This window comes from Photobacterium andalusiense (assembly GCF_900185625.1).
GTDB lineage: Bacteria > Pseudomonadota > Gammaproteobacteria > Enterobacterales > Vibrionaceae > Photobacterium > Photobacterium aquimaris.
On the sequence record NZ_FYAJ01000002.1, the window covers coordinates 572,911 to 596,731 of the forward strand.

The 23,821-nt window shown below is 37.3% G+C and carries 23 protein-coding genes and 2 pseudogenes; 12 read left to right on the plus strand and 13 right to left on the minus strand.

Going from position 1 to position 23,821, the window contains the following annotated elements; translation table 11 throughout:
- The first annotated feature begins 130 nt into the window (after positions 1–130).
- Positions 131–1,291 carry an MFS transporter gene (locus tag PAND9192_RS08085; RefSeq protein ID WP_200817795.1) on the plus strand — a complete coding sequence of 387 codons (1,161 nt, stop codon included), beginning with the start codon at positions 131–133 and terminating at the stop codon, positions 1,289–1,291.
- Positions 1,292–1,364: 73 nt separating this feature from the next.
- On the opposite strand, the gene PAND9192_RS08090 is transcribed toward PAND9192_RS08085, so the two are convergent.
- Positions 1,365–2,270, minus strand: coding sequence for an ROK family protein (locus PAND9192_RS08090; protein ID WP_087853334.1), 906 nt, complete (start codon positions 2,268–2,270; stop codon positions 1,365–1,367).
- Between the two features lie 255 nt (positions 2,271–2,525).
- Here PAND9192_RS08090 and rodA point away from each other — a divergent pair, with 255 nt between their 5' ends.
- The gene (gene rodA / locus PAND9192_RS08095) at positions 2,526–3,617 is read left to right on the plus strand and encodes a rod shape-determining protein RodA (protein WP_087853335.1); all 1,092 of its coding nucleotides are present in this window, start codon (positions 2,526–2,528) and stop codon (positions 3,615–3,617) included.
- A 97-nt stretch (positions 3,618–3,714) separates the two neighbouring features.
- Here the strand turns inward: rodA and PAND9192_RS08100 are convergent, their stop codons facing one another.
- The 4 genes from PAND9192_RS08100 to PAND9192_RS08115 all read right to left on the minus strand — a co-directional run bounded on the left by PAND9192_RS08100 (position 3,715) and on the right by PAND9192_RS08115 (position 6,803).
- Entirely contained in the window at positions 3,715–4,713 is a 999-nt protein-coding gene (locus PAND9192_RS08100; protein WP_087853336.1) for an outer membrane beta-barrel protein, read from the minus strand.
- Between the two features lie 171 nt (positions 4,714–4,884).
- A complete protein-coding gene (locus PAND9192_RS08105; RefSeq protein ID WP_087853337.1) occupies positions 4,885–5,121 on the minus strand; it encodes a DUF3389 domain-containing protein in 237 nt (78 codons plus the stop codon).
- A 5-nt stretch (positions 5,122–5,126) separates the two neighbouring features.
- Positions 5,127–5,555, minus strand: a complete 429-nt coding sequence (locus PAND9192_RS08110; RefSeq protein WP_087853338.1) for a hotdog fold thioesterase — start codon at positions 5,553–5,555, stop codon at positions 5,127–5,129.
- Between the two features lie 204 nt (positions 5,556–5,759).
- Positions 5,760–6,803, minus strand: coding sequence for an OmpA family protein (locus PAND9192_RS08115; RefSeq protein WP_087853339.1), 1,044 nt, complete (start codon positions 6,801–6,803; stop codon positions 5,760–5,762).
- Positions 6,804–7,364: 561 nt separating this feature from the next.
- Here PAND9192_RS08115 and PAND9192_RS08120 point away from each other — a divergent pair.
- Entirely contained in the window at positions 7,365–8,837 is a 1,473-nt protein-coding gene (locus tag PAND9192_RS08120; protein WP_087853340.1) for an FAD-dependent oxidoreductase, read from the plus strand.
- Between the two features lie 77 nt (positions 8,838–8,914).
- Here PAND9192_RS08120 and PAND9192_RS08125 read toward each other — a convergent pair whose 3' ends face one another.
- Complete coding sequence (locus tag PAND9192_RS08125) at positions 8,915–9,628, minus strand: hypothetical protein (protein ID WP_087853341.1); 714 nt, start codon at positions 9,626–9,628, stop codon at positions 8,915–8,917.
- Between the two features lie 289 nt (positions 9,629–9,917).
- Here PAND9192_RS08125 and PAND9192_RS08130 point away from each other — a divergent pair, with 289 nt between their 5' ends.
- Positions 9,918–10,421: a hypothetical protein gene (locus PAND9192_RS08130; protein ID WP_087853342.1), complete on the plus strand. Its 504-nt coding sequence runs from the start codon at positions 9,918–9,920 to the stop codon at positions 10,419–10,421.
- A 19-nt stretch (positions 10,422–10,440) separates the two neighbouring features.
- Here the strand turns inward: PAND9192_RS08130 and PAND9192_RS08135 are convergent, their stop codons facing one another.
- Complete coding sequence (locus PAND9192_RS08135) at positions 10,441–11,499, minus strand: PTS sugar transporter subunit IIC (protein ID WP_087853343.1); 1,059 nt, start codon at positions 11,497–11,499, stop codon at positions 10,441–10,443.
- A gap of 286 nt (positions 11,500–11,785) precedes the next feature.
- On the opposite strand from PAND9192_RS08135, the gene PAND9192_RS08140 reads away from it, so the two are divergent.
- Both PAND9192_RS08140 and PAND9192_RS08145 read left to right on the plus strand, forming a co-directional pair.
- The gene (locus PAND9192_RS08140; protein WP_087853344.1) at positions 11,786–12,757 is read left to right on the plus strand and encodes a DNA ligase; all 972 of its coding nucleotides are present in this window, start codon (positions 11,786–11,788) and stop codon (positions 12,755–12,757) included.
- A gap of 150 nt (positions 12,758–12,907) precedes the next feature.
- Positions 12,908–13,243: a c-type cytochrome gene (locus PAND9192_RS08145; RefSeq protein ID WP_087853345.1), complete on the plus strand. Its 336-nt coding sequence runs from the start codon at positions 12,908–12,910 to the stop codon at positions 13,241–13,243.
- Between the two features lie 9 nt (positions 13,244–13,252).
- Here PAND9192_RS08145 and PAND9192_RS08150 read toward each other — a convergent pair whose 3' ends face one another.
- Positions 13,253–14,299 (minus strand): FUSC family protein, encoded by a 1,047-nt coding sequence (locus PAND9192_RS08150; RefSeq protein ID WP_087853346.1) that lies wholly within the window; start codon positions 14,297–14,299, stop codon positions 13,253–13,255.
- Between the two features lie 304 nt (positions 14,300–14,603).
- Between PAND9192_RS08150 and PAND9192_RS08155 the strand changes: the two genes are divergently transcribed.
- Both PAND9192_RS08155 and PAND9192_RS08160 read left to right on the plus strand, forming a co-directional pair.
- Complete coding sequence (locus PAND9192_RS08155) at positions 14,604–15,749, plus strand: M14 family metallopeptidase (protein ID WP_087820359.1); 1,146 nt, start codon at positions 14,604–14,606, stop codon at positions 15,747–15,749.
- Between the two features lie 267 nt (positions 15,750–16,016).
- Positions 16,017–16,217: a S24/S26 family peptidase gene (locus PAND9192_RS08160; protein ID WP_087853347.1), complete on the plus strand. Its 201-nt coding sequence runs from the start codon at positions 16,017–16,019 to the stop codon at positions 16,215–16,217.
- Positions 16,218–16,313: 96 nt separating this feature from the next.
- Here PAND9192_RS08160 and PAND9192_RS08165 read toward each other — a convergent pair whose 3' ends face one another.
- Both PAND9192_RS08165 and PAND9192_RS08170 read right to left on the minus strand, forming a co-directional pair.
- The gene (locus PAND9192_RS08165; protein WP_087853348.1) at positions 16,314–17,249 is read right to left on the minus strand and encodes a DUF1848 domain-containing protein; all 936 of its coding nucleotides are present in this window, start codon (positions 17,247–17,249) and stop codon (positions 16,314–16,316) included.
- Between the two features lie 2 nt (positions 17,250–17,251).
- Positions 17,252–18,031 (minus strand): hypothetical protein, encoded by a 780-nt coding sequence (locus PAND9192_RS08170; protein WP_087853349.1) that lies wholly within the window; start codon positions 18,029–18,031, stop codon positions 17,252–17,254.
- A 402-nt stretch (positions 18,032–18,433) separates the two neighbouring features.
- On the opposite strand from PAND9192_RS08170, the gene PAND9192_RS08175 reads away from it, so the two are divergent.
- The 4 genes and pseudogenes from PAND9192_RS08175 to PAND9192_RS08190 form a co-directional block, all read left to right on the plus strand.
- Positions 18,434–18,946 (plus strand): KwaA family protein, encoded by a 513-nt coding sequence (locus tag PAND9192_RS08175; RefSeq protein ID WP_087853350.1) that lies wholly within the window; start codon positions 18,434–18,436, stop codon positions 18,944–18,946.
- Between the two features lie 3 nt (positions 18,947–18,949).
- Positions 18,950–19,840 carry a Kiwa anti-phage protein KwaB-like domain-containing protein gene (locus tag PAND9192_RS08180; protein WP_087853351.1) on the plus strand — a complete coding sequence of 297 codons (891 nt, stop codon included), beginning with the start codon at positions 18,950–18,952 and terminating at the stop codon, positions 19,838–19,840.
- Between the two features lie 532 nt (positions 19,841–20,372).
- A pseudogene (locus tag PAND9192_RS20530) lies at positions 20,373–20,492 on the plus strand (alpha/beta hydrolase); the annotation flags it as partial.
- A 172-nt stretch (positions 20,493–20,664) separates the two neighbouring features.
- Positions 20,665–20,871, plus strand: a pseudogene (locus PAND9192_RS08190) (hypothetical protein); the annotation flags it as partial.
- Positions 20,872–21,319: 448 nt separating this feature from the next.
- Here the strand turns inward: PAND9192_RS08190 and PAND9192_RS08195 are convergent.
- The 3 genes from PAND9192_RS08195 to PAND9192_RS08205 form a co-directional block, all read right to left on the minus strand.
- Positions 21,320–21,601 (minus strand): hypothetical protein, encoded by a 282-nt coding sequence (locus tag PAND9192_RS08195; RefSeq protein ID WP_087853353.1) that lies wholly within the window; start codon positions 21,599–21,601, stop codon positions 21,320–21,322.
- A gap of 97 nt (positions 21,602–21,698) precedes the next feature.
- A complete protein-coding gene (locus PAND9192_RS08200; protein ID WP_087853354.1) occupies positions 21,699–23,018 on the minus strand; it encodes a sensor histidine kinase in 1,320 nt (439 codons plus the stop codon).
- Between the two features lie 36 nt (positions 23,019–23,054).
- Complete coding sequence (locus PAND9192_RS08205) at positions 23,055–23,759, minus strand: response regulator (RefSeq protein WP_087853355.1); 705 nt, start codon at positions 23,757–23,759, stop codon at positions 23,055–23,057.
- Positions 23,760–23,821 lie beyond the last annotated feature (62 nt).

The following is a 23,821-nucleotide window of genomic DNA, read 5'->3' on the forward strand; positions in this document are numbered from 1 at the left end:
AAACCTAAACAGCACTGTCTCTTCTAGCTTATTAGCCTTTCTGGTTGATGGGTTTGATACTCTTTCAGGGTTACTCCTTTTATTAAAAGAGACAGATATTCTAAACCGAATTTATGTGGAGAGTACGGTAGTGCAACAAACCACTACTTGTCACCAAAGCAACGGCATGCTTGTGCCAGTTGCGGGACTAACTGTATTTGCAATTGCTTCAGGCTACTTAATGAGCTTGATCCCGCTATCATTAGCAAATTTTAATATTGATAGTAGTTATGCAAGTTGGTTAGCGAGTATCTATTATATTGGCTTATTAATTGGCTCATTAATGATTGAACCTATTATTGCCAAGATAGGTCACCGTATTGCCTTTATTAGCTTTCTCTCATTGTTAGCAGCAACAGTTGCTATATTGCCTTTCTTTCCACATAAAGAACTATGGCTATTTGCACGTTTAGTGGCAGGTATGGCGGTAGCGGGTATTTTTGTGGTGGTTGAATCATGGCTATTGATTGGTGATAGTGCAAAAGAGCGTGCTAAACGTCTTGGTTTTTACATGACGTCTTTATATGGCGGCACAACAATCGGTCAACTCGCTGTTGGTTACTTTGGTGTGCAAGGTTTTGTTCCTTTCGCCGTGATTTTAGCACTGCTATTCATCGCTATTTTACCGCCATTGTTTATTAAACAAGGTCAGCCTGATAGTCATGGTCATCAAGTACTATCACTTAAGCAAATTACACGTTTAAGTAAGCCGGCAATCATTGGTTGCATTACATCAGGCGTAGTAATGGGAAGTATTTATGGTTTAATGCCATTAGCGCTTAAAGCTAGCTCGCTTTCTACCAATCAGGTTGGTGTACTAATGGCTGCTATTATTCTTGGCGGCATGGTTATTCAGCCTATTATTAGTAAGCTTTCTATTGTAATGAGTAAAACGTTATTACTTGCATTAATGTCATTACTTGGTGTTTTTGCAATGGGTCTAACTTATTTATCAACAGATTATGTAGTATTAATCAGCGCATTAGCATTACTAGGTATGTCAGCATTCGCTCTTTATCCAATTGCGATAACGTTAGCGTGTGATAATTTAGATTCATCATATATTGTAGCTGCGACACAAGTGATGTTATTTAGCTACAGTATTGGTTCAGCATTAGGCCCTATTGGTGCAAATAGCTTCATGGGTGAGCAAAATGGTTTGATGGATTTCTTCTTTATCGTACTACTTGCGACAGCCATTTATATGTTAATTGCTAGTTTGCAACGCAAGCCACAAGTATTGGCCAGTTAATAACTATTCTATTTTGATAAAAAAGGGCGCAATGGTTAATACCGTTGCGCCCTTTTGCTATTCTAAGCAACGTTTATTTTACTAATGCTGCAGCACCAAAGACACCCGCGCTATCGCCCAAATCTGGCTTCACTATTTGAGTATTGAGCTCACCATTAAAGAGATGCGGTAAAATCGCCGCTTTAGCATGCTGATATAACGCATCAATATTGCCCACACCACCACCAATAACAATTACATCAGGATCTAATACATTGATGATCTGCGCCGCTGCGATACCAAAGTAATGCGACATTCTTGTCAAGGTTGCTTGTGCATAAGGTTCATTATCAGCAGCTAATTCAACAATCTCAGGCAATGAAAGTGCTTTTCCTGTTTGTTCAAAATAAAAACGCTCTAATCCTTTGCCCGAAATCACCGTTTCTAAACAGCCTGATTGGCCGCAATAACAAGCTGCACCGTTAGGTTCGATAACATTGTGCCCCCACTCACCTGCAATGCCATGACAACCATATAACCCTTTACCATTAACCACGACACCAGAGCCCACTCCGGTACCCATAATGATCCCAAACACTACCTCTGCATTGGGTTTGACTCGCTTTGCGGCTCCAAAGTGCGCTTCTGCTAATGCAAAACAATTGGCATCATTAGCTAACACCACCTTCGCGCCAAGTCGTTTGGTCAGATCTTTATCAAGCGGTTTGCCATTAAGCGCGGTAGAATTACAGTTTTTCATTACACCATAGTGAGGATCTAACGTGCCCGGCGTGCCAAATCCAATCGCATAAGGTCGTTGCCCTAATTGCTCAGCACAACGGTTAATCAATACCTCAATTTGATTTAAAATATGATCATAGCCTTGATCGCTTTCTGTTGGGATACGCTCACGAACCACACAAGTATCTGTACTGCGCTCAATCACTGCACACTCAATTTTCGTACCGCCTAAATCAACACCCCAATAATAACGATCCATTGTCACTCCACTGCTATTTTATTATTTCGAATTAGTATACTTGAGGCATAGGAGTAAATTCTGCGATCTTGCCGAAAATTCACTCGATAATATTTAAAATTAAGGCTATTTAAACGCAAAAATTGTGCATTTATTAGCTCACTGCAACAGAAATACATTTTCTTGCAAAATATCTCTTGTAGCGAAGCGATAATATTTTAAAGTAGCGGTACTTTTCACCGATGCGCAATTTCGCGTGGCTTACAGTAGTACTAAATGAATAAATACCGTCCTTATCTTGATATGCCTCTTTGTATATCAATTCTCCTTTTGATTACATTTAGTTCATTAACCGTATGGAGTGCAAGTAGCTTTAGTGTACCCATCATTGAGCGTCATCTTATTCGTGGCATGCTAGCTATTGGTGCATTAATTGTGATGTCTTCAATCGCGCCAGCCACTTATCAACGTTATACACCCTACTTATTTATACTAACGGTAATTTTATTACTTGGTGTTTTTGTTAGCGGTGACAGTACTAATGGTTCACGACGCTGGTTAGCACTTGGGCCGATTCGTTTTCAGCCATCTGAGTTGGTAAAAGTAGCTGTGCCGTTAATGATGGCTTGGATTTTAATTGCAGAAGCAGGACGTCCAACACTTAAAAAAGTACTGATTTGTTTGATGATAACCGCGATTCCTGCTGGGCTTATTTTTATTCAGCCTGATCTTGATGGGGCCATTTTTACCATTTTATATGCGTTATTTGTGCTTTATTATGCTGGCATGAGTTGGAGGTTAATATCAACAGTGTTAGGCATTGTTGGTGTTACCATTCCTCTTGCTTGGTATTTTGTAATGGCAACTTACCAAAAAAAACGTGTACTGCAATTTCTTAATCCAGAATCGGATCCGCTTGGCTCGGGTTATCAAATCATTCAATCAAAAATTGCAATTGGTTCTGGAGGCTTGCGCGGTAAAGGTTGGACAGATGCCACTCAAGGTAATTTGGGCTTTATACCTGAAAGCCATACTGACTTTATTTTCTCAACCTTCGCTGAAGAATGGGGCTATTGGGGCAGCGTACTGTTATTAGGGATTTACGCTTTTATGACCTTTCGTGTTATTTGGTTAGCCAATCAATCGGAATCACCGTTTGCGCGCTTAGTCAGTGCCTCTTTTGCACTTAGCTTCTTTTTATATAGCTTTATTAATATTGGTATGGTGAGTGGTGTGTTGCCTGTAATGGGAAGTCCGTTACCTTTCTTTAGCTATGGTGGCTCTGCCATTATTACTCAGGGAGCAATTTTTGGCATGATAATGTCTTTGTGTTTACGCAAAAAATCGATTTGTGCACCAAGTAAATAATCCTTTTTAGTTGCAAAAAGCCATATAAAAAAGCCAATCATGGACATTATTTGCATGATTGGCTTTTTGTTATTTTTGCTACAACATTAAGCTTAGATTAACGCTCAGAAGCTGCTTCTGTTGCAATTTTTAACGCAGGAGAAGTAATCTCTACACGACGATTCTGTGCACGTCCTGCAGCATTATCATTGCTAGCAACAGGATGTTGTTCACCCATACCTTGTGCAGTAACTTGTGCAGGATCTGCAACATATTTTGCTAACTCAGAAGCAACAGCATTAGCACGCTTTTCAGATAATGTTTGGTTATAAGCCGCTGTACCCGTATTAGACGTGTAGCCAGTTACAACAACGGTAGCGTTTGGATAACGAGTTAAACGCTGCTTCATAGGTTGCAGTGCTTTTTCATTATCAGCGGTTAATTTATACTGATTAACACCATAACCTAATGACAATGTTGATGGCTCGATCGTTACTGTTTGTGCCATTGCAGGCGCAATCGTATCAACAACTACAGGTTTTGCTCCCCAGTTGTAAACCAAGCTTAAGCCATAGAAGTTAGTATCAAACTTGTAGCTTAAATCAGTACCACGAGGTTTTGAGGTTAAATCATGGTAGTACTGGTATTCAAGGCGCGTAGATAAGTGATCGGTTAATTGATATTCAACACCCGCACCAACAGTACCTACAACATGATCATCTGTATCACTAACACCATTACCATGATAAGCCGTTAGCATGTAGCTGCCGCCCGCTTTAGCAAATAAGCCCCAGCTATCATTTAGATGCCATGTTGCTTTACCGGTTAAATCAAACGCGTGTTGTTTAATATTTTGATGATTAACCTGTGCGTCACCCAGCCACGTATAACCAGTCTCAACAGCGAACCATGGCGTAATGTTATAACCTGCAAAAATACCAGCACCCAGATCGTTTTGTTTCAAACCCAGGTTCGAGGCATGGCCATTCTGTTCAAAGTGTGAATAGTTAGCATCACCTAAACGAACACCAACATAATAAGGATTAGCAGGTGCTGCATGAGCAACGCCAGAAATAAGAACAGCAAGCGGTAACAGCGCAAAATATTTTTTAGACATACTATTTACTTTATAATGATTAATATTAGATATATTGTCGATGCAATTAACTGCACAACCACCAATAATGCCAAAATAGCATTTATTTGTCATAATTAAATAAAAATAAAACTAGTCAGTGATGATTAACATCAAGATTCAATCGCAAAATACCAGCAATAGATTAAATAATCAGTAATGCGTAATTGCAATCCCTATTTCAGCGGCTAACTGCTGCAGTTGCTGATCAGTATCTAATTTCACCGACCAATTTAAACCACTACCAACAGCGGTGATCACATTGGCACCACCAATTAAGGTTAATTCGTCAACTTGTGCCTGCATCATGATTCGGCAATCACCTTCAATACGAATAACAACTTCATATTGAGTTGCAATAATTTTGCCTTGAGAAAAAGTAATGATCATTATATTTACTGCTTTTTATGTTTTAAAACGGCCATCGTTAAACGACTGGTACAAACGAGTCGTTGACGCTCATCACGAATTTCAATCTGCCATACTTGCGTTGTCGCACCAATATGCAATGGGGTTGCCTTTCCGGTTACCACGCCGCTACGTACCGCGCGAATGTGGTTAGCATTAATATCTAAACCCACACAGTAATAATCAGTGGTTACTGCAAAATTAGCCGCTAATGAACCTAATGTTTCTGCTAAAACAACAGATGCGCCACCATGTAACATGCCCAATGGTTGATGAGTACGACAATCCACTGGCATAGTTGCAGACAACGATGAATCATCAAACGCAACATATTTAATACCTAAATGTTCAACTAAGGTATTTTTAGAGGTCTGATTAAAAAGTGCTAACGTAAACGGTCGTTGCCAAATCGCCATAATATTCTCTGGTTAGTTATTAGGTATAACACCTACGGTTGCTAAATAGCATTATGATATCACTCTCAAGCTAAGTCAGAAAAAAATACTCAGATTATCAACAGCAATCGTCGTTATGGCTTAGTTAATATGCCGCAGTTAACAACTAACAGGTAAAAAAAAAGCGCCAACTAGGCGCTTTTTAAAAATACATTTAAGTAATACTTATTGAGCAACAGCCGCTACAGCTTCTTGTTCAATTTCAAAACCAGGAGTCGTTACATCTGCACGACGGTTTTGAGCACGACCTTCAGAAGTATCGTTTGATGCTGCAGGGTCTAGTTCACCACGACCTTCCGCAGATACACGGCTAGGATCAATGTTGAAGTGCTTAGTTAAGTATGTAGCAACAGTAAGAGCACGTTGCTCAGATAGGTTCTGGTTGTATGCTTCAGCACCAGTGCTATCTGTGTGACCAATAACAACAAGTTGTGCTTCAGGGAAGTTCACAAGACGTTGTGCGATTGGCTCTAGGCGTTGCTTATCTGCTGCAGATAGTTTGTTGCTATCAAATGCGAATGGCATTTCAGCAGAAATAGGCTCTAGTTGAATAGTTGTAGCTTCAACCACTTCAGCAACAACAGGAGCAACTGCCGCTGGTGCGCCCCAACCGTATACAAGGCTTACACCGTAGTAGTGTGCATCCCAGTTGATTTTAGTATCAGCAGGCTTCACTTCCATATCGTGGTAGTACTGGTATTCAGCACGAGCAGAAAGGTTGTTTGTGAAGTGATATTCAGCACCAAGACCTGCAGTAGCGACTAGGCTATCGTCACGATCTGACACACCTGTTGCTTTATTTTTGTAATGAGAGAACTGCCATGCACCACCGACTTTAGTGTATAGATCTAAGGCATCAGTTGCTTGGTAAGTAAATTTACCAACAAGATCGATTGCTTGCTGTTCAATTTTCTCGTTATGTGCGTTATCGCCTTTTAGCGTTGCTTCGCCTAGCCAAGTATAACCTGTTTCAACAGCAAACCATGGTGTTACGTTGTAACCCATAAAAACACCACCAGCAAAGTCATCTTTATCAATAGACTTTGATTGGCTTGGGTTCCAATGATCATTACCAGTTTTCGCATCGAAATCAGCGTAATGAACACCACCAGCACGAGCACCCACATAGTATGGATTTACTGTTGCTGCATTTACTGCACCAGAAACAAGAAGTGCAAGAGGTAAAACCACTAGATTCATTTTAGACATTACTTATCCTTTATTATACTTATTACCACTACTGCTGTTTTATCGACATTCCAACATAGAAATGCAATTCGCGACCACACTTTTACATTTAAGTTCAAAAAAACATGATGCAATTTAGCAAAAGAAAAAATAAAAATCCATAATAAATAAATAATAGCATCCAAACAAAAACATAAGCCATTGAAACAAAACAATTAAATAAAAGTAGCACTTACAATATTTATTCAATAAAACACGTGAATTATTTTTAAAAAGAATACATACCATTCAGATAATAACTACAACAAGGAATTAACATACCAAATATAGATAATACAACGTCTAAAATACATCCCAAAAACCAACAAATACTTATAAAGAATTCAACATACCAATTTATTAAACCATCTATGAGCAAAATAGTACTTTTCCGCTTTTGGTTGGATTTTAATTAACGGCTATTTCTCTTTATCTTATTACAACGTAAAATAAGTTTACTCATGCATTCAAGGGATTTATTGCGCATACCTTTAGTGCATAAATTCTTTTATTGTTTTTAGCTGATTGACGTGTTCAAGCATTATGAATTTAATTGAAAGTAAAACGACATCCCTTCTCATCGCTGATTCACCGATCACGGTAGGTATTATTGGTGGCGGTATAGCTGGATCGACTATTGCACTTCGATTAGCTGAACAAGGTATAAATGTTCAGTTGTTTGAAGAAGGGAAAAGTCTCGTAAATGGTCCGCCTATTTGTCACTTACATGCTGGCGGTAATCTTTATCGTGAGATCTCAGATCAACAATGTATAACGCTACTTAAGCAATCTATTGATACATTGCGCGTTTACCAGCACACCTCAAATATTCGGCCAACGGTTATTGCGATCCCTTGCAGTGACACTGGCAATCCTGATGATTTATTGCCACGCTTAACATTATTACAGCAAACCTACCAAGCACTGGTTGCAGACGATGCGAAAAATTGTGTGTTAGGAAATCCAAATGATTATTTTAAACTCTATCAACGCAGTGATTTAGAGCGTCTAGCATTACAAGATAATCCTCAACAGCCTTTAACGCCTGATCAGTGGATGATTCCGGTTGCTAAATCAATTAATTTAGAACAGTTTAAATACCCATTAGTCATGGTGCAGGAATATGGCCTAAGTGTTTTTAGAATTGCCGCAACATTAGCACTGGCCTTACAAAAACTGCCCTGCTGTCACGTTAATACCAATACTAAAGTGACATCGTTAGCAGAGCGACCTAATGGCTGGCAAGTAAGCTATCAAGATGCGACTAATCATCAACAACAGATTAATGTCGATTACTTAGTTAACGCTGGCGGCTATCGTACCGGAACGATTGATGATTTAGCACATATTCCCCGTCAACGAATGGTGGAATTTAAAGCGGCCTATGTTACCCATTGGTCACAATGTGACGCACAATGGCCAGAAGTTATTTTTCATGGTGAACGTGGCACGCCTAATGGTATGGCTCAACTAACACCTTACCCTGACGGTTTCTTCCAACTTCACGGTATGACACAAGATATTACCTTGTTTAAGAATGGCTTAGTAGCATCCAATGGCAATAGTGCTCAACCACAATTAGATGCATCTTTTAAAGAGAAGTTGCAGCAACATTGGACGCAACAAGAAATAGAGCAGCGCACTCAACGCGCCATTAACCACATGGCACAGTTTGTTAATCACTTTGATCAAGCGACGGTGGGTGGTAAACCTTTATTTGGTGCTCAGCAAATTCCAGGGAATGATCCAACTTTACGTGCCGCTGATGTTTCTTATTCTCATCAACGCTATGCGCGCTCTGAAATTGTTAAAGCCTCATCGGCTTTATCTGTAGCTGATGCGATCATTGAACAATTGGCAGCATTGAATTTAATTCAGTCACCACCACCGCAAACCCGTGAAAACGCATTTCCTGTGGCTCAGCAACTAAGCCTTAATGAAATCGTTAGTTATGCTGAAAAATTAGCAGCAGAGCGTGGTTTTCCGACCTCACTTGCGCGTCCAATTGGTCACTAGATACATACTGCGATAACAAATACAAAAATAGCTGCAATTGCAGCTATTTTTATTTTATTAAGTAACAACAATAAACATTATTTTTTGCTTATTTCTTTATTACCTATTTCTTTATTAATCGCTGTTAAAGCCTGTTGCTGAGAAACTAACGTTGCTTGTTGGGTCTTTAATAATCCCAATTGTTGTTCATAATTATCACAGTCTTTTTGTGATACCCAATTCCAACTATTGCCAGATTTAAACTCGTCACAAGCCTTTTTAAAGCCTTTTGTTGTTTTGGTTAATTCAACAATTTGTGCTTGAGTTGCTTCCACATTGGCTTTCATCTCAGCTTGACGTTTAAAATACTGCTGCGACTTATCAATCACCACTTGCTGTTTATTAGTGGTGGTTTTTAACTTAACAACTTCAGTATTTAGTTTCTTTTTCGTCACTTCTAATTTTTTTTGACTTACAGATAACTGCTGTTTTTTTTGTGCCAAAGATGTCAGTTGTTTTGCAAAGTCCTTTTTTTGTTTTTCTGCTAATGCCGTCATTGTCGCTAACTCTGTTGTTGCTTGAGCTAACTGTTGTTGCTGCTGTTCATTTTTTGTTACTAATGCTTGATATTGTTCAGTGCTATGCTGAAGCTGATCTGTTTGAGACTGCAGTTGTTGCTGACAAGCTTGTAGGCTAGGTGCACTACTGTTCTGCTCTACTTTCATCCCCACACCATAACCAATTGCACCACCAGCGATGAGCGCTAAAAGAGATAACAACAAAGGGTTTTTACTCGTCGACTTAGTAGACATAATCACTTTCTCCATTTTATTTATTGGATTAAGAATAACTAATAGCTTTATCTATCAATGAAGTTATCACTTTCCCCGTGATAGATTGTTAATTTTGCATCAAATAATCTTTTATTGTTTTAAAAAGATCTTAATTATTAGTTAATTCACATCAATCCCTTGCCAATTCTCAATTCTAATAATGTGTCTCAACCATAATATATTGTGATATTAGTCCATAAATATTGCCCAACCACACTAGGATTAATTTAACGGATTTCAATACACCGCAAAATATATAGGTATGTTTATGATCACATCACTGATTGCCTTAACTGTTTCAGCATTTTCACTGCCTTTGCTTGAGAACTCTACCTATAGTCAGACAGAAACTAAATGTACACTCACAGTAAAAGAACGACATTTACAAGAAAATACCGTTCTTACTATGTCAACAGATAAAGGTAATAACTTTGATGTTAAAATTTACCATCTCAATGATCTTCAAGCGCCGTCCCGTGGTGAATTAATCCAAAACTCAATTGATAATATCAATCAACATCCAACCTTTAATTATGTTGTCGATCACAACTTATTTAAACGGCTTGATAACCAAACAGCGATTTATACCGCCACCATTGCCAACGATGATTTTAGCCCTCAGCGTTTTACTCAAGCATTTAAGACTCATAGCTATCGCACCACATTACACCTTGAGGGGCTGAAACCTTTTACTTTTATTGCTAGCCAACGTCAAGCTGATGCCTTTTTTCGGTGTGCAGAACAACAAGGATCGACCTTGGCCAAGCGTTAGTCATAACCAATAACCACTGTTAGCTTAATTTTAAAATCAGATCACTGTCTTTAATCCAGCCTTGACGACGCATAATATAAGCGACAATAAGTGTGATCAGAGCGGGTAAAACAAAATGCATCAGCACTATTAAGCCATATATATAACCGTTACTCACACCAGGTTGTTCCATCGCAATCAACGTTTGAATTTGCCCCACTAAGCCTGATGTTCCCATACCTGCGCCAAGAGGCGTATTTTCCATATGAAATACCACCGTCGCGATAGGCCCCAGCACCGCTGAAGCAATAATCGGTGGAATCCATATTTTATAATTCTTAACAATATTTGGCATTTGTAACATCGATGTACCTAACCCCTGAGCAAATATGCCTGCCCAGCCGTTAACGCGATAACTCATAACAGCAAAACCAACCATTTGTGCTGCACAACCGACAGTCGCAGCCCCTGCAGCCAAGCCATTTAAGCTCAACATAATTGCAATCGCAGCACTGCTAATAGGTAAGGTTAATGCCATGCCCATTAGTACCGCGACTAATGCGCCCATCAGCAATGGTTGCAATTGAGTCGTCGACATAATTAATTGACCCAATTGGGTCATAACAGCACCGACCAATGGCCCAATCCAACTACCAATAAAGACACCAACTAACACCGTAACTGCTGGCGTCACTAAAATATCCACCTTGGTTTCCCCTGCAACAACTTTACCGCACTCAACAGCGCAAATAGTCGCAACGAATGCACCAACAGGTCCTCCCATTGCCGCTCCAGCAGCACCAGCAATAGTGGATGAAAATAATACTAATGGTGGCGCTTTTAGTGCATAAGCTATCGCTACACCAATAGCTGGTCCTGTCATTTGTTTTGCAATAGGCCACAAAACATCACTCAGTAATGGGATTGAAAACTTAATACCGATAGTGTTTAGAATTGAACCAATTAACAACGAAGAGAACAAACCGAGTGCCATAAAACTCATGGCATGAATAAAATAACAATGAAACGAAATCTTAATATTTTTAGACACTAAAAACGTGTTAACGCGAGAAAAAAAACCGGATAAAGAAGGTTGCATTACAGCAAATACCGTATGAAAAGCTCAATAATGACGAAAGTTTACCTTAGCCCGCCTATAAATACAGTCAATAAATAACCTTTTTTTAGCATCTTGACTATATTGATACTCAACATACTTAATTCCTATTTAGCACCTCAAACACATAAATAATGTAACTGTAACTTGATTCACATTCTGTAGTCCTACCTTTAGCACAAACACAGCTAAAAATAGACCACAATAATTTACCCACTTAACCCCTTTAATTACTGTTATAACTTAATGTTCACGAGGGATCGATAATATGTCATCATTACCATTCCAATCATGTTCTAATTGTCATGATACGCATAATTTTCATTATATTGGTAAGCGATTAACCTCAATTGCTGCTTTGGTTAGCCTTTCACTCAGCTTTCCTGTTACTGCAGAGCAGGTGTCATTGATGTTGGCTAAAAGCTTACCAAGTGATCAACTCAATGCCACTCATTACAGTGATGATAATCAAATCCACGACAATTTTACTATTGCTGATTATTTAGTCAGTGAAAAGCTAGATGGTATTCGTGCTTATTGGAATGGTAACCAGTTACTGACAAAAACAGGTAAAATAATCCATGCGCCAAGCTGGTTTTATGCTGATTTTCCACCAGTGCCGCTTGATGGTGAACTGTGGATTGAACGCGGTCAATTTCAAGCATTAACACGTATTGTGCTTGATGCCACCCCTAACCATGAAGCGTGGCAACGGGTTAATTACATGGTATTTGATCTTCCACATAACACTGCCCCTTTTGAACAACGCTATCGTCAGTTACAAACATTGATTGACCAACAGCGGAATAATAATCATCGACCAATCAATCATCTACAATGGGTTGAGCATAAATCTCTCGATAATTTAGCAATCTTAGTCCAATGGTTAGATATAGTCAGCAGTCATGATGGTGAAGGCTTAATGCTGCATCATAAATTAAATAATTACACTGTAGGTCGTACTGAACATTTATTAAAACTCAAAAACCATCAAGATGCCGAAGCGATTATTATTGGCTATGAAGAAGGTAATGGAAAATATCAAGGAATGATGGGGGCGGTATGGGTGAAAACAGCAACCAATAATACTTTTAAAATAGGCTCAGGCTTTAATGATCAACAGCGGCAGTCTCCCCCTGCTATTGGTTCAACCATTCAATATCGTTTTAACGGCTATACCGACCGAGGAATTCCTCGTTTTGCACGCTTTATACGCATAAGAAATACACCTGATAGCTAACGTTATTAGCAAGCCAGAGAACAAAAAAGTCATTATGTACGACATTGATTGTTACATTATTCAAACAAAAACCAACATCAAGTCATTGATTAGTTATCGTATGCCTTTACTATACGATCATATATCTACATCTATAATGGACTATTAATCATGACGCTATTAAACATTTCTCGCATTCTAACAACCGCTATTGTGCTTACTGTTGGTCTCAGTAGTCACGCTAACGCAATGCCTAAAGGTGATGCCACTAAGGGTGAACTCAAAACTCCAAGTTGCCGTTTTTGTCATGGCAGTAATGGCATCGCATCACAACCAAGCTACCCTAACCTTGCCGGTCAACAGCAGCAATACTTGTATGATGCGATGCTTGCCTATACCAACGGTACTCGAACAGGCCCAATGGCAACGATGATGAAGGGACAATTACAGAACCTTAATTCACAAGATTTGGCAGATATTGCGGCTTATTATTCGGCAATGAAATAACAGCTGACGTTAAAGTAGATCATTTTTAATCGTTTCAAATTGGCACAACCATTCAGAAAGCTCTGCTACCTGACGTGCCAATTCTCGATTAAGCCATAAATAGCCGTAGTAACTAATATCAGTACGGCTATCAACACTTGCTGATAATTTCGGATACAGGGCTAATATCTCTAACTGTTTTTTATTGAGTACTATAAGTGGTTTTTCTAAGTCCAATAAGTCCTCACCCAATAATTCACACATTTGAGATAATTGCTCTTTAGCTTTTGATAATGCCCGTATTTCCTGCACTTTCTCTTTGCTGTATTGATGTCGCCACTGAGTTTGAACGATATTCTCCAGCAAATTAAACATTCTCACCTGACAAGCAATCGCCTTTTTGACTGATAGCTTCATCTCTGGTGTCTCGTGACCAATACTCGACTCTAATGCCGTGATCTTATTGAGTGTTTGACGCAATTTTACTAGCTGAACTTCACGATAAGCATCATCACTGTTAACCAACGCATTATGTTCAGAATAGTTTTGATGAAATAAACGTAAAAAATCACCACAGGCTAATTTAAAATGATCAGTGGCTTTGGCTGGAAATAAATATTGGCTCGCGATAATCGCTACTAATCCGCCCCACAGCACATTGGTAGTACGCCATAATGCGATATGTAAATCCCCTGGCCCACTACCGGCAACTAATACTAAAGTGACAGAAGTTAAAATAGCGCTGTATGAATATTTACCAAGCGTAAAGTAAAGTGACACACTTAGCATTGCCACTAATAATCCATAGTGCCAATAGACATTATCACTGGGGAAAAAATACAGTGATAAACCGAGAATAGCCCCGATTGTCGTCCCCAAGATTCGCTGACTGGCTTTATCTGATACTTCACCGGAATACTTAGCTGACATCACCACGATGATCGTGATCGGTGCCCAAGTTGCGTAGGGGATCTTAAAAAATATATCGATAGAAAAAGCAATAATGCAGGCGCTAATAATGCGTAATACATGAAATAGACGCATGTACTTAATAATTTTGAGATGTAAGGCTTTCATTTAGAAGTGTAACCACACCAATGTTTACTATGGATAGGTTGATACAAATACCATACCCCTTTTAAGATAACCAGCCACATAAATGCTGTATCTATAATATTGCTGCATAACTTATCAATATAAAAGCCAACTTAGTCACATTAATGTGCTTTAATCATTGTTTTAATAAAATCTATGCATTTTTATTATTATGTCATCACTTAAGCTAACAATGAAACCTTATTTTGATGAACAAAAATCATTATCGATAGCCATTGTTTGTGATAGCCTAAATTAATACTTATAACGATAACGAGTAAACACCATGAAAATTTTCAGTAACTTTGAAAGCGGTAGCATCAATGTAGTTAAAGCAGAAAGCAAAGACGACATTCAACTTAGTATTCCTAACGATAACCAATCTGAATTACATCAATGGTTTCACTTTCGTTTAGAGTCAGAAGCTCAGCAGCCACACACCATTAAGTTATTAGATCTTGCTAACTCAGCCTACCCTGAAGGTTGGAATGGCTATGATGTTGTGGCTTCTTACGATCGTGAAGAATGGTTCCGTATTCCTTCAGAATTTGATGGCGACACATTAACGTTTAACGTGATCCCTGAAAATGAATCAATGTACTTTGCTTACTTTGCACCGTACAGCTACGATCGTCATCAAGATCTATTGCATCTTGCACAAAGTCATTACAACTGCCGCCTAGAAACACTCGGTCATACACTAGATAACCGTGATGTTAGTCTATTAGTGATTGGTGATGAGCACGCCGCTGATAGCGAAGAAGCACCAAAGAAAAAGATCTGGGTTATTGCACGTCAGCACCCAGGTGAAACCATGGCAGAATGGTTTGTTGAAGGCTTAGTACAACGCTTATTAGATGAAACCGACACTGTTGGTCGTGCCCTACTAAACAAAGCCGTCTTCTATGTAGTACCAAACATGAACCCAGACGGCAGCGCACGTGGTCACCTACGCTTAAATGCAATCGGTGTAAACCTTAACCGCGAGTGGCAAACTCCATCATTAGAAAACAGCCCTGAAGTATTCTACGTACGCGAGAAAATGCTAGCAACAGGCGTAGATATGTTCCTTGATATTCACGGCGATGAGGCAATTCCATTTAACTTCGTTGCGGGTTCTGAAGGCATTCCATCATACGATGCGCGCCTTGAAAATCTTGAAAATAAATTCAAACAAGCGCTATTAACAGTAACGCCAGAATTCCAAGACGAACACGGCTACGGTAAAGATAAGCCAGGCGAAGCTAACCTAACAGTGGCATCAAACTGGGTTGCAGAGCAATTTAACTGCTTGTCTTACACTGTTGAAATGCCATTTAAAGATCATAATAAACATCCAGATAGTCTATACGGCTGGTCTCCAGAGCGTAGTATTGGCTTTGGTCACGACACGCTAGCTGCAGTACTAGCTGTTACTGATGATCTTCGTTAAGACTGATTATTGCGACTTATAATATTAACGGCTACCTTTGGGTGGCCGTTTTTTTGGGTGTCTTTTTTTAAATCTTTTATTTCAGCACACTGTAAGTAGATTCGCTCTCGCCATCTCGAGTATTTACTCGCCCAATATCCGTCATCTCGGAAGTCGAGGAACGAGGCTATCCGTGATCTACTCAACGCGTGATTGAGCCTTAAGGACGCCAGTGAAGTAGTTTAATTTTATCGTAAACACAGAACAGCCCTTGGATGAAATTTATGGGTGTCCTGTCTTTTTTCCCAAGAAGTAAACCCAGCGTCTGATCGATACTTAATTGACATTGACGGGTCTATTTCAGTTAATCATTTACAGCGTTTACCGGGTAAGAAGTTAGCGATGAGTTTTGGGGATTCTTCAATTGAGGTTGCGGGGAAAGATATTAGAGTGATTGGACGTGTTGCTATGGCCATTAATAAAGAATAGTAATATACAAAAATAGTTAAATAACTAATCAATCGTCATTTTATAATAAATCCCCCCTTATAAGAGGGGAGATTATTACTACCAATAAACTGTATATCAAAATAAAGATTGTTGAAATATCGGCTTAGTAAGAAGATTAGGGTTAACATCTTCAATTCCACCTAATAGAAACGGGCTATTTAGATCATGCTTTAACTGATTTTTCTTAACAGACGTCTCACTATATGTCGCATAACAATAAGAGCATCCATGTAAACATGTATTATAGTCACCTATATCGATACTTTTAATACAACCACACTCAGTTCTCTGATTCGAATCCTTTAATGAAGACAAATTTAAATCAAATAATTTATTAAGCAAATTTTCATCAATGCACTTACCACGACCAATGCCTATATTATCTAAGTTTATATCTTCTGCACAAGTCTCAATATCTAAATTATAGACCTTACAAACATCAACTAAATGAGAACACAAATCTAATAACTCCAATCTATTTTCTAAAATATCATGATATTTAAAATTTTGTATTATATTTAAGTTTCGTTCTGTTTTCTGATATAAATCAGCAAAACTAATTACGACTTTTCTAGTTTTGCCGTTTAAAAGTTTTGCTATTTTTTCAAACTTCCTCTTGTGTTCATCTATAGGTGTAAGATTAGAAACTAAAATTGGATCATAACGCCAAATAACTTTATCTGGTCCAATAATATCACTCAGTCGAGAGAATGTATCAATAGACTTATGAGTGTTCGGTAAGTGCTTTTCCAATAACTTGGGATAACCTGTAATCGTATACTGAAAATAATAATTATAATCGACTAAACTAGGAAGGTGCTTGATTAGTTTTTCTGCATTTCTTGTCCAAAAAACAATTGCATCCACATCTTCTACTGCTAGTGATATTCTACGTATTTGCTTTGCATTATATGGATTTCTTGTCAATAAAAAGCCTGCTTTAATACGATTAATAAACCACCGATGGTAAAAAGCAGGAATATCGGTTCTTCGACTCGCACTAATAATCACAATCACTTCCTATATTCGAATACTACAGTACTTCCAGTGCTTTCTAAACTACTTACTGAAAGATCTTCAGGTATATCTAAAATCAAATTATTATTATGAATTTTGACCCAATTTGATTCATGATGGCCATCAAAATAATAACGTGTAAAATTAGGTAAAATGGAGCTTACCGATGTATGAAATACATCCCTTCCCATATTATAATGGTTAATATCAATAAATATAATAACAGTTCCTTGAGGTAAACGTCTAATTTCACTCTCTAAATTAGTTAAAAACGAAGTATGCATACTGTTACGATACAATGTCGAAAAAACTTTATTTATTATAACAACATTGGCTCCACTTAGTGAAAATGGTGCTGTTAAATCTAGTGATATAAAATTACAATCATTAGCAACAGGTCTCGCAATCTCCCAAGAGGTACTGCGGTCTATTCCAGTATAAGAAATTATAGAACTAGTAGTAAACATATCTCTGTATTTTTTAATAGCATAATAATCAGGAGCAAAACCACATCCTAATGATATAATTTTCGTAATCGGAGTTGTTAGGAAGTTAGTAAAATTTGTTGCAACTAAATAATGATATACCTCACTAATATACGCTGGACCATATCTTACTGAATAAGTACTCATTTTCTTAATACAATCATATGAATCGGGTCTAATACTATAATCATCCATCAAGGCGCTGACACAATTACAAGGAGAACTATCCTTTTTACAACAAGTTAATTCATCAATTTGATGGCTACAATTAATTAAAACATCAGTAAACATACTACATCCCTTATTATATTTAACAATTCATTAAACCATTTGTCACGATATTACACCTGATGCATAATAACTTAATTTTACCTCATCGGCGATGGCTTTTTATGTTAGATACATTTTTAGATATAGGAGTTATTTACATACGATAAAATTTAACTAAATCCTAATTCCGCTTAAAGATAAACCCCTCAAGAGCATATACATTATAAGTAATGACACACCGATTAATTCCTCATGAGGATATTCTCTATTTTAAATATAAATAACCTCATATCAGACGCAATATTTCGATTAACAATTTATTACAACTTTTTTATGGGTAATATCACAATTATTAACTCTCTATATTTTATTATATCTACTTTATGTGTCTAATTGCGTAACTTATTTAATATGAATTTTTTTATGCGCAATACAATTAAAACTTTATTTTTCCTTTCTGCTTTTTCCCCAACATTAATCGCATTAATGATTGTGAGATGGCTAGATTATGGTTTTGATAATTATTGTCTTATTCTATTAGGTCTGTTTTTTTTTGGTGCTCTTTTGTTTATTGGAATATATAAGGCAATTGAAAGAAAATCAGAAACAATAAATTTCATTGTGAAAAAAGTTGAATCACAAGATTATATAATTGTAACTTTTTTATTTGCTTATTCTATGCCTGTTATTATGAGGTCTATTGGCATTGACTTTAATGTATTATTTGTATGTGTATCTATTCTAAGTGTCATCTTATGGTTTATATCATCAATACCAACTCATCCATTAATGTTTTTATTTAAATATAGATTTTATAAGGTAGAGTCTAATAATTCAATGGTTTACATGCTTATATCGAAACGAGTTATTAGAACTCCAGAATCAATAAAAAAAGTAAAAGTAATTTCTAGTAGTATGCTTATAGAGGTTGATTAATATATGTTATTAAATTTATATGCTTTAACAAGTAACCCATCTAAAAAAATCGTTAAATTCACTTTATCTTCAGATATTCAGAAAGAAATCACTGAATCTTTACTTAACCTAAAAAATAACTTTTTTTCTGGAGCTGAAATAATTAGTTTTGATGGTAAATATAAACCAGATGATGGCGAGTTATTAGTAATTGAAGGGTTTGATGATATTGATCAACTATCAAGAGCGATAAAGTCTCCCTTATCAATAGAACCGATATCTCCAACAGAAGAAAGCATGAAGGAAATTAAAGCTATTTTTTCTGGTTTTGAGGAAGAAGATGGTAATATAGTAATACTTCTCCAAAACTTCGATAAAAGGAAAATAATATCAACTAATGGTTTTTGTATTTATCATTCTGGTGATGTATATAAAAAAATCGAAGGTATCGCTATAACTATTGATAGTAAACTAACAGCGACAATTAAAGATAATAATCTTTATTTCAAAAACTTTCATAATACACGCCAAATTTTTGACTTAAGTGATTATTATAAAGAAGCAACTAACGATGATATAATTTCATTTGCGGATAATTCTATTCTTAAAGTTGAATCTGTTGATGTTTTGGTTTCAATGTCAGATTCTTGGATGAGAAAAAAAATATCACTTGTTCAACAAAGCAATATTCTTTCAATAGTTCCTATCAACGAAATAAAAGCAATAGCAGCTGAATTTAATATAAAACTAGAAACTATTACTGAAATTATTGATGGAAATGAAAGTGAAAAAATAAAATTTCCCACTGAAAAAGTTGACATAAAAAAATTATTACGTTTTCTTGATGAAGATTATTATAAATCACCACTATCTAAAAACAGCTTTATTAGTAATTCAAAAAGATTAGCTGATTAATTTTAGACTACATAATATTTAATAGATCGTTAATAGCGATCTATTATTTAACCACAAGGACGAGAAGGTAAACATATCCGAAAACGATTTTTCCATTAAAGGAGAAACTATCGCTTTGAAGTGTTTCACTATACAGAAAATTGAGGTTAAGTCTTTACTCAATAATCTCTATTTTAAGTATACCCAAACGAAACCACCTCCTCCTCTACTTTTCCCACACTCTAGAAACTTTAGAAACCACCTATAACAAACCAATTAAAGAAACTAACTTAAATTGAACTAACAAGTTTTGCTTAAATTGAGAAATTTAGCGCTTTCACTCTGATAATGAAGAGTAATGGCCTTTGAAACACACGGAAAAACATAGAGAAAACATAGGACACCCATATTTTACTCTTTAATATTTCAGTGCGCTCTAAGTAGATTCCCTATCGCCCTCGCGGGCATTCACTGTAAGGAATGACGGGGTTAGGTTTGATGTAATCACAAAACAGCCCTTGAATGAAAACTATGGGTGTCCTATCTTTTTTATGACGATATTAATATGTACACTGGACTAATGATCAAAAGTAACAATATGACAACGGTTGTAACACCAACAGGTTCAGTTTTCTCTGGAGGTACAGATCTCTTCGCAGCAGGTTATCCAAAAAAACATAGGACACCCATATCTTACTCTTTGATATTTCAGTGCGCTCTAAGTAGATTCCCTATCGCCCTCGCGGGCATTCACTGTAGGGAATGACGGGGTTAGGCTTGATGTAATCACAAAACAGCCCTTGAATGAAAATTATGGGTGTCCTATCTTTTTTTGTCTTTTTTGCAAAGATAAACCAGTCAAAGCGAACCTAACAGTAGCTTCAAACTGGGTTGCAGAGTAATTTAACTGCTTGTCTTACACTGGTGAAATGCCATTTAAAGATCATAATAAACATCCAGATAGCCTATACGGCTGGTCTCCTGAGCGTAGCATTAGCTTTGGTCACAACACCCTAGCTGCAGTACTAGCTGTTGCTGATGATCTTCGCTAATACAGACTCTCTATAAGCACCAAGCCAACGACCACCTTTTTAGGTGGCCGTTTTTATTCACGATAATGAATAAAGATAGAGCTAAAATGAAAAAGGATAATTTTATTAAATTCATAAAAATATTCTCTATAATATTTTTAAGCTATGTTTTTTATTTCTTCATTCGATAATAATGACTGGATATGGCAGGCGTTAATATTCTTACTACTGATGAGTACATGGTACATTTTCTATAAAAATACCTAAAAACAGAAAGTGGATCAGATAAGGTTTTAAAAAAGCCCCTAAATTAGGAGCTTTATTTGGTAAATATCACTAATTATTCATTTAATGAAATTATATATTTTAAGACTTTTCTATTTCTACGAATATATCATTTATACTTTACATCATTTCTGTTGGTACAATCAATTAACTTCAGTCTGTATTAACTATAAACTAAGTGTAATTAATGATCTTTACCACTAACTTGAACATAGTCGACACCGAGAATTCTGTTAATGATACCCAAAGCGGAGCTTGTATCAGAATCTGTTGATTTAATTGTTTTAATGGTTGCCCCTTTAGGCACTAACTTCATCACACGATCTTGGGTATTACCAGGAACTTGAAATCCCACAATATTAAAACTTTCAGCGTGCGCACTGAAAACTTCGTCGTTGTGACTAATGCCTGAACAACCCGTTAGCGAAATAATGCCTAAAATAGATATAGATAATAACTTTTTCATAATACACCTTAAGAATAATTGTGATTCAAATAATAAATTTATGGGGAGACAGTATCTCTCGACCAATGTTGAACATTATTCCAAAGGTGTTCTGTCATTACTGTATAGGTTTGTCTGCTGAATCGTTACATAATGGAAAGGTGATAGTAAATACTGCTCCCTTTAAGGTTTTACTTTGGCCAACCTGCACCGTAGCACCATGTTGTACACAAATTTTATCGACGATAGAAAGCCCCAAACCATGACCACTCTTGGCTTTATTGCGCGCTTTATCACCAACGTAAAAGGGTTCGAATAGGCGGGCTTGGTGTTCCTTTGCTACCCCATTACCATCGTCATGCACAGCAATCTGCAGTTGATTTTGGTGTACTGTTGCTTCAATCGAAATCTGTGATTTTGCAAACTTCATCGCGTTACGCACTAGATTATCTAACGCACGGTTAAGCAATGTTTCATCCGCCAGTATCAAGCATGGTTGTTCTGACAATGAGAGGTTAAGGTTAAGCTGAGTCTCTTTTTTCCAGCGTGACATTGCATGATCAAGAAAATCCCTCATCTCTAATGGATGATGTAAATTCTCTAGGTCGCGACTATCAAGTTTGGCGTAACATAAAAGCTCATCGACCATTTTTTCCATTTCTTCCGTATCTTCCACAATACTGGCAACGGTTGCTTTTTGTTCTTCGTTAAGTGATGTGTCTTTAAGCATTTCAGCTTGCCATTGGATACGAAATATTGGCGTACGCAATTCATGAGCCACTGCATTAGTGAGTGTTCGGTTACTCTCAATTAAGCGATGAATACGGTCGGCCATGAGGTTGAATGACTTATTTAATGAACCTAAAGCACTCCCGCTGTTGGTCTCAGCTCTAGAGGAGAGATCCCCTTCAGCAAAACGTAATGTTGCTACCTCCAGTTTTTTGACTCGACGAAAAATAATCAATAGATAACCTAGGCTATACATAATAAAACTGGCTAAAATGAATAGCCAAACAAGGTTGTCTTCGAGATCAATTTTTTGTCTAACGAGTGTGTTATTATCAGCTGTGTAATAATAAGTATTATTACTGCCAACTAAACGAAACCACAGATCACGCTCTTCATCATGAAAAATAAAGTGATCAGGATGGGCTTTAAAGAATTCAGAGACTGGCGTTGGTATTTTATCCTTCGGCCCGTAAGTGACCAGTTTATTTCGAGTGGTCTCTACAAATTGGTTCATTGCTTGATGTGCAGCATCAAGACCTTGATTCTTTGCAATGTTTTCTATTAATTGCTGGTGAGCATTAGCTTCGTAATCTTCTAAAACATATTCATAGTCAGTATTAAGCTTATAAACAAACATTTCGTTAGCTACAACACCGAGAAAAAAACAAACTAACAGCCCAGATAGGGACTCCAAATAAATACGTCGCATAATCATGCTCTTTCATTACGCTCGTATTGAGCGAGGTTAATACCAAGCAGTTGAAACAAATAAGTAACCCTTGCCACGAATGGTCTGAATTTTCTCTGCTGGTACTTTGTCGTCACCTAATAGCTTTCTTAAGCGTACAACTTTGTTATCAATAGTCCGATCGATACCATCGTACTCAATGCCGCGTAGTGTTTGTGTCAAATAGTCACGTGATAACGGAGTATCTGGGGTGCTTGCTAATAACCAAAGTAGTTCAAACTCACTATCAGTGAGAGCCAAAACCTTACCTGCAAGTTCACATTTCTTATAGGTATTTTTCAGGATAAGTTGACCAAACTGAAGGTTGTTTAAGTCATCGACTGAAGGAATATTGGCTTCTTGACGACGTAATAGCGAACGGACCCTTGCTAGCAAAACTCTGGGCTTAATTGGCTTGGTGACATAGTCATCAGCACCAGTCTCTAAACCCGCGACATGATCGAAATCATCATCGCTGGCGGTAAGCATTAAAATTTTACCTTTATAATGTGTACGCGTCTGTCGGCAAATAGTAAGTCCATCGGTTACAGGAAGCATTAAATCTAACAGCACGATATCTGGTTGTTCTGCGAGGATAATCTGTGTAGCGTTACTGCCATCATCAAGTACGTTGACATCAAAATCTTGCGCGATGAAGTAGTCTTGCAACATTTTTTGGAGTTTTACATCGTCTTCCACGATGATCATTTTAGATTTTGTCATGCTACTATCAGCCTTGATCGTGTGTTTTACTTATTGAAACTGCGTGAGTGAGTCACACCTTA

Excerpts from the sequence above, each read along its gene's own strand:
- PAND9192_RS08090 (WP_087853334.1), bottom strand. The coding sequence starts at position 2,270 with ATGGATCGTTATTATTGGGGTGTTGATTTAGGCGGTACGAAAATTGAG.
- rodA (WP_087853335.1), top strand. The coding sequence starts at position 2,526 with ATGAATAAATACCGTCCTTATCTTGATATGCCTCTTTGTATATCAATT.
- PAND9192_RS08100 (WP_087853336.1), bottom strand. The coding sequence starts at position 4,713 with ATGTCTAAAAAATATTTTGCGCTGTTACCGCTTGCTGTTCTTATTTCT.
- PAND9192_RS08105 (WP_087853337.1), bottom strand. The coding sequence starts at position 5,121 with ATGATCATTACTTTTTCTCAAGGCAAAATTATTGCAACTCAATATGAA.
- PAND9192_RS08110 (WP_087853338.1), bottom strand. The coding sequence starts at position 5,555 with ATGGCGATTTGGCAACGACCGTTTACGTTAGCACTTTTTAATCAGACC.
- PAND9192_RS08115 (WP_087853339.1), bottom strand. The coding sequence starts at position 6,803 with ATGTCTAAAATGAATCTAGTGGTTTTACCTCTTGCACTTCTTGTTTCT.
- PAND9192_RS08120 (WP_087853340.1), top strand. The coding sequence starts at position 7,365 with ATGAATTTAATTGAAAGTAAAACGACATCCCTTCTCATCGCTGATTCA.
- PAND9192_RS08125 (WP_087853341.1), bottom strand. The coding sequence starts at position 9,628 with ATGTCTACTAAGTCGACGAGTAAAAACCCTTTGTTGTTATCTCTTTTA.
- PAND9192_RS08130 (WP_087853342.1), top strand. The coding sequence starts at position 9,918 with ATGATCACATCACTGATTGCCTTAACTGTTTCAGCATTTTCACTGCCT.
- PAND9192_RS08135 (WP_087853343.1), bottom strand. The coding sequence starts at position 11,499 with ATGCAACCTTCTTTATCCGGTTTTTTTTCTCGCGTTAACACGTTTTTA.
- PAND9192_RS08140 (WP_087853344.1), top strand. The coding sequence starts at position 11,786 with ATGTCATCATTACCATTCCAATCATGTTCTAATTGTCATGATACGCAT.
- PAND9192_RS08145 (WP_087853345.1), top strand. The coding sequence starts at position 12,908 with ATGACGCTATTAAACATTTCTCGCATTCTAACAACCGCTATTGTGCTT.
- PAND9192_RS08150 (WP_087853346.1), bottom strand. The coding sequence starts at position 14,299 with ATGAAAGCCTTACATCTCAAAATTATTAAGTACATGCGTCTATTTCAT.
- PAND9192_RS08155 (WP_087820359.1), top strand. The coding sequence starts at position 14,604 with ATGAAAATTTTCAGTAACTTTGAAAGCGGTAGCATCAATGTAGTTAAA.
- PAND9192_RS08170 (WP_087853349.1), bottom strand. The coding sequence starts at position 18,031 with ATGTTTACTGATGTTTTAATTAATTGTAGCCATCAAATTGATGAATTA.
- PAND9192_RS08175 (WP_087853350.1), top strand. The coding sequence starts at position 18,434 with ATGCGCAATACAATTAAAACTTTATTTTTCCTTTCTGCTTTTTCCCCA.
- PAND9192_RS08180 (WP_087853351.1), top strand. The coding sequence starts at position 18,950 with ATGTTATTAAATTTATATGCTTTAACAAGTAACCCATCTAAAAAAATC.
- PAND9192_RS08195 (WP_087853353.1), bottom strand. The coding sequence starts at position 21,601 with ATGAAAAAGTTATTATCTATATCTATTTTAGGCATTATTTCGCTAACG.
- PAND9192_RS08200 (WP_087853354.1), bottom strand. The coding sequence starts at position 23,018 with ATGCGACGTATTTATTTGGAGTCCCTATCTGGGCTGTTAGTTTGTTTT.
- PAND9192_RS08205 (WP_087853355.1), bottom strand. The coding sequence starts at position 23,759 with ATGACAAAATCTAAAATGATCATCGTGGAAGACGATGTAAAACTCCAA.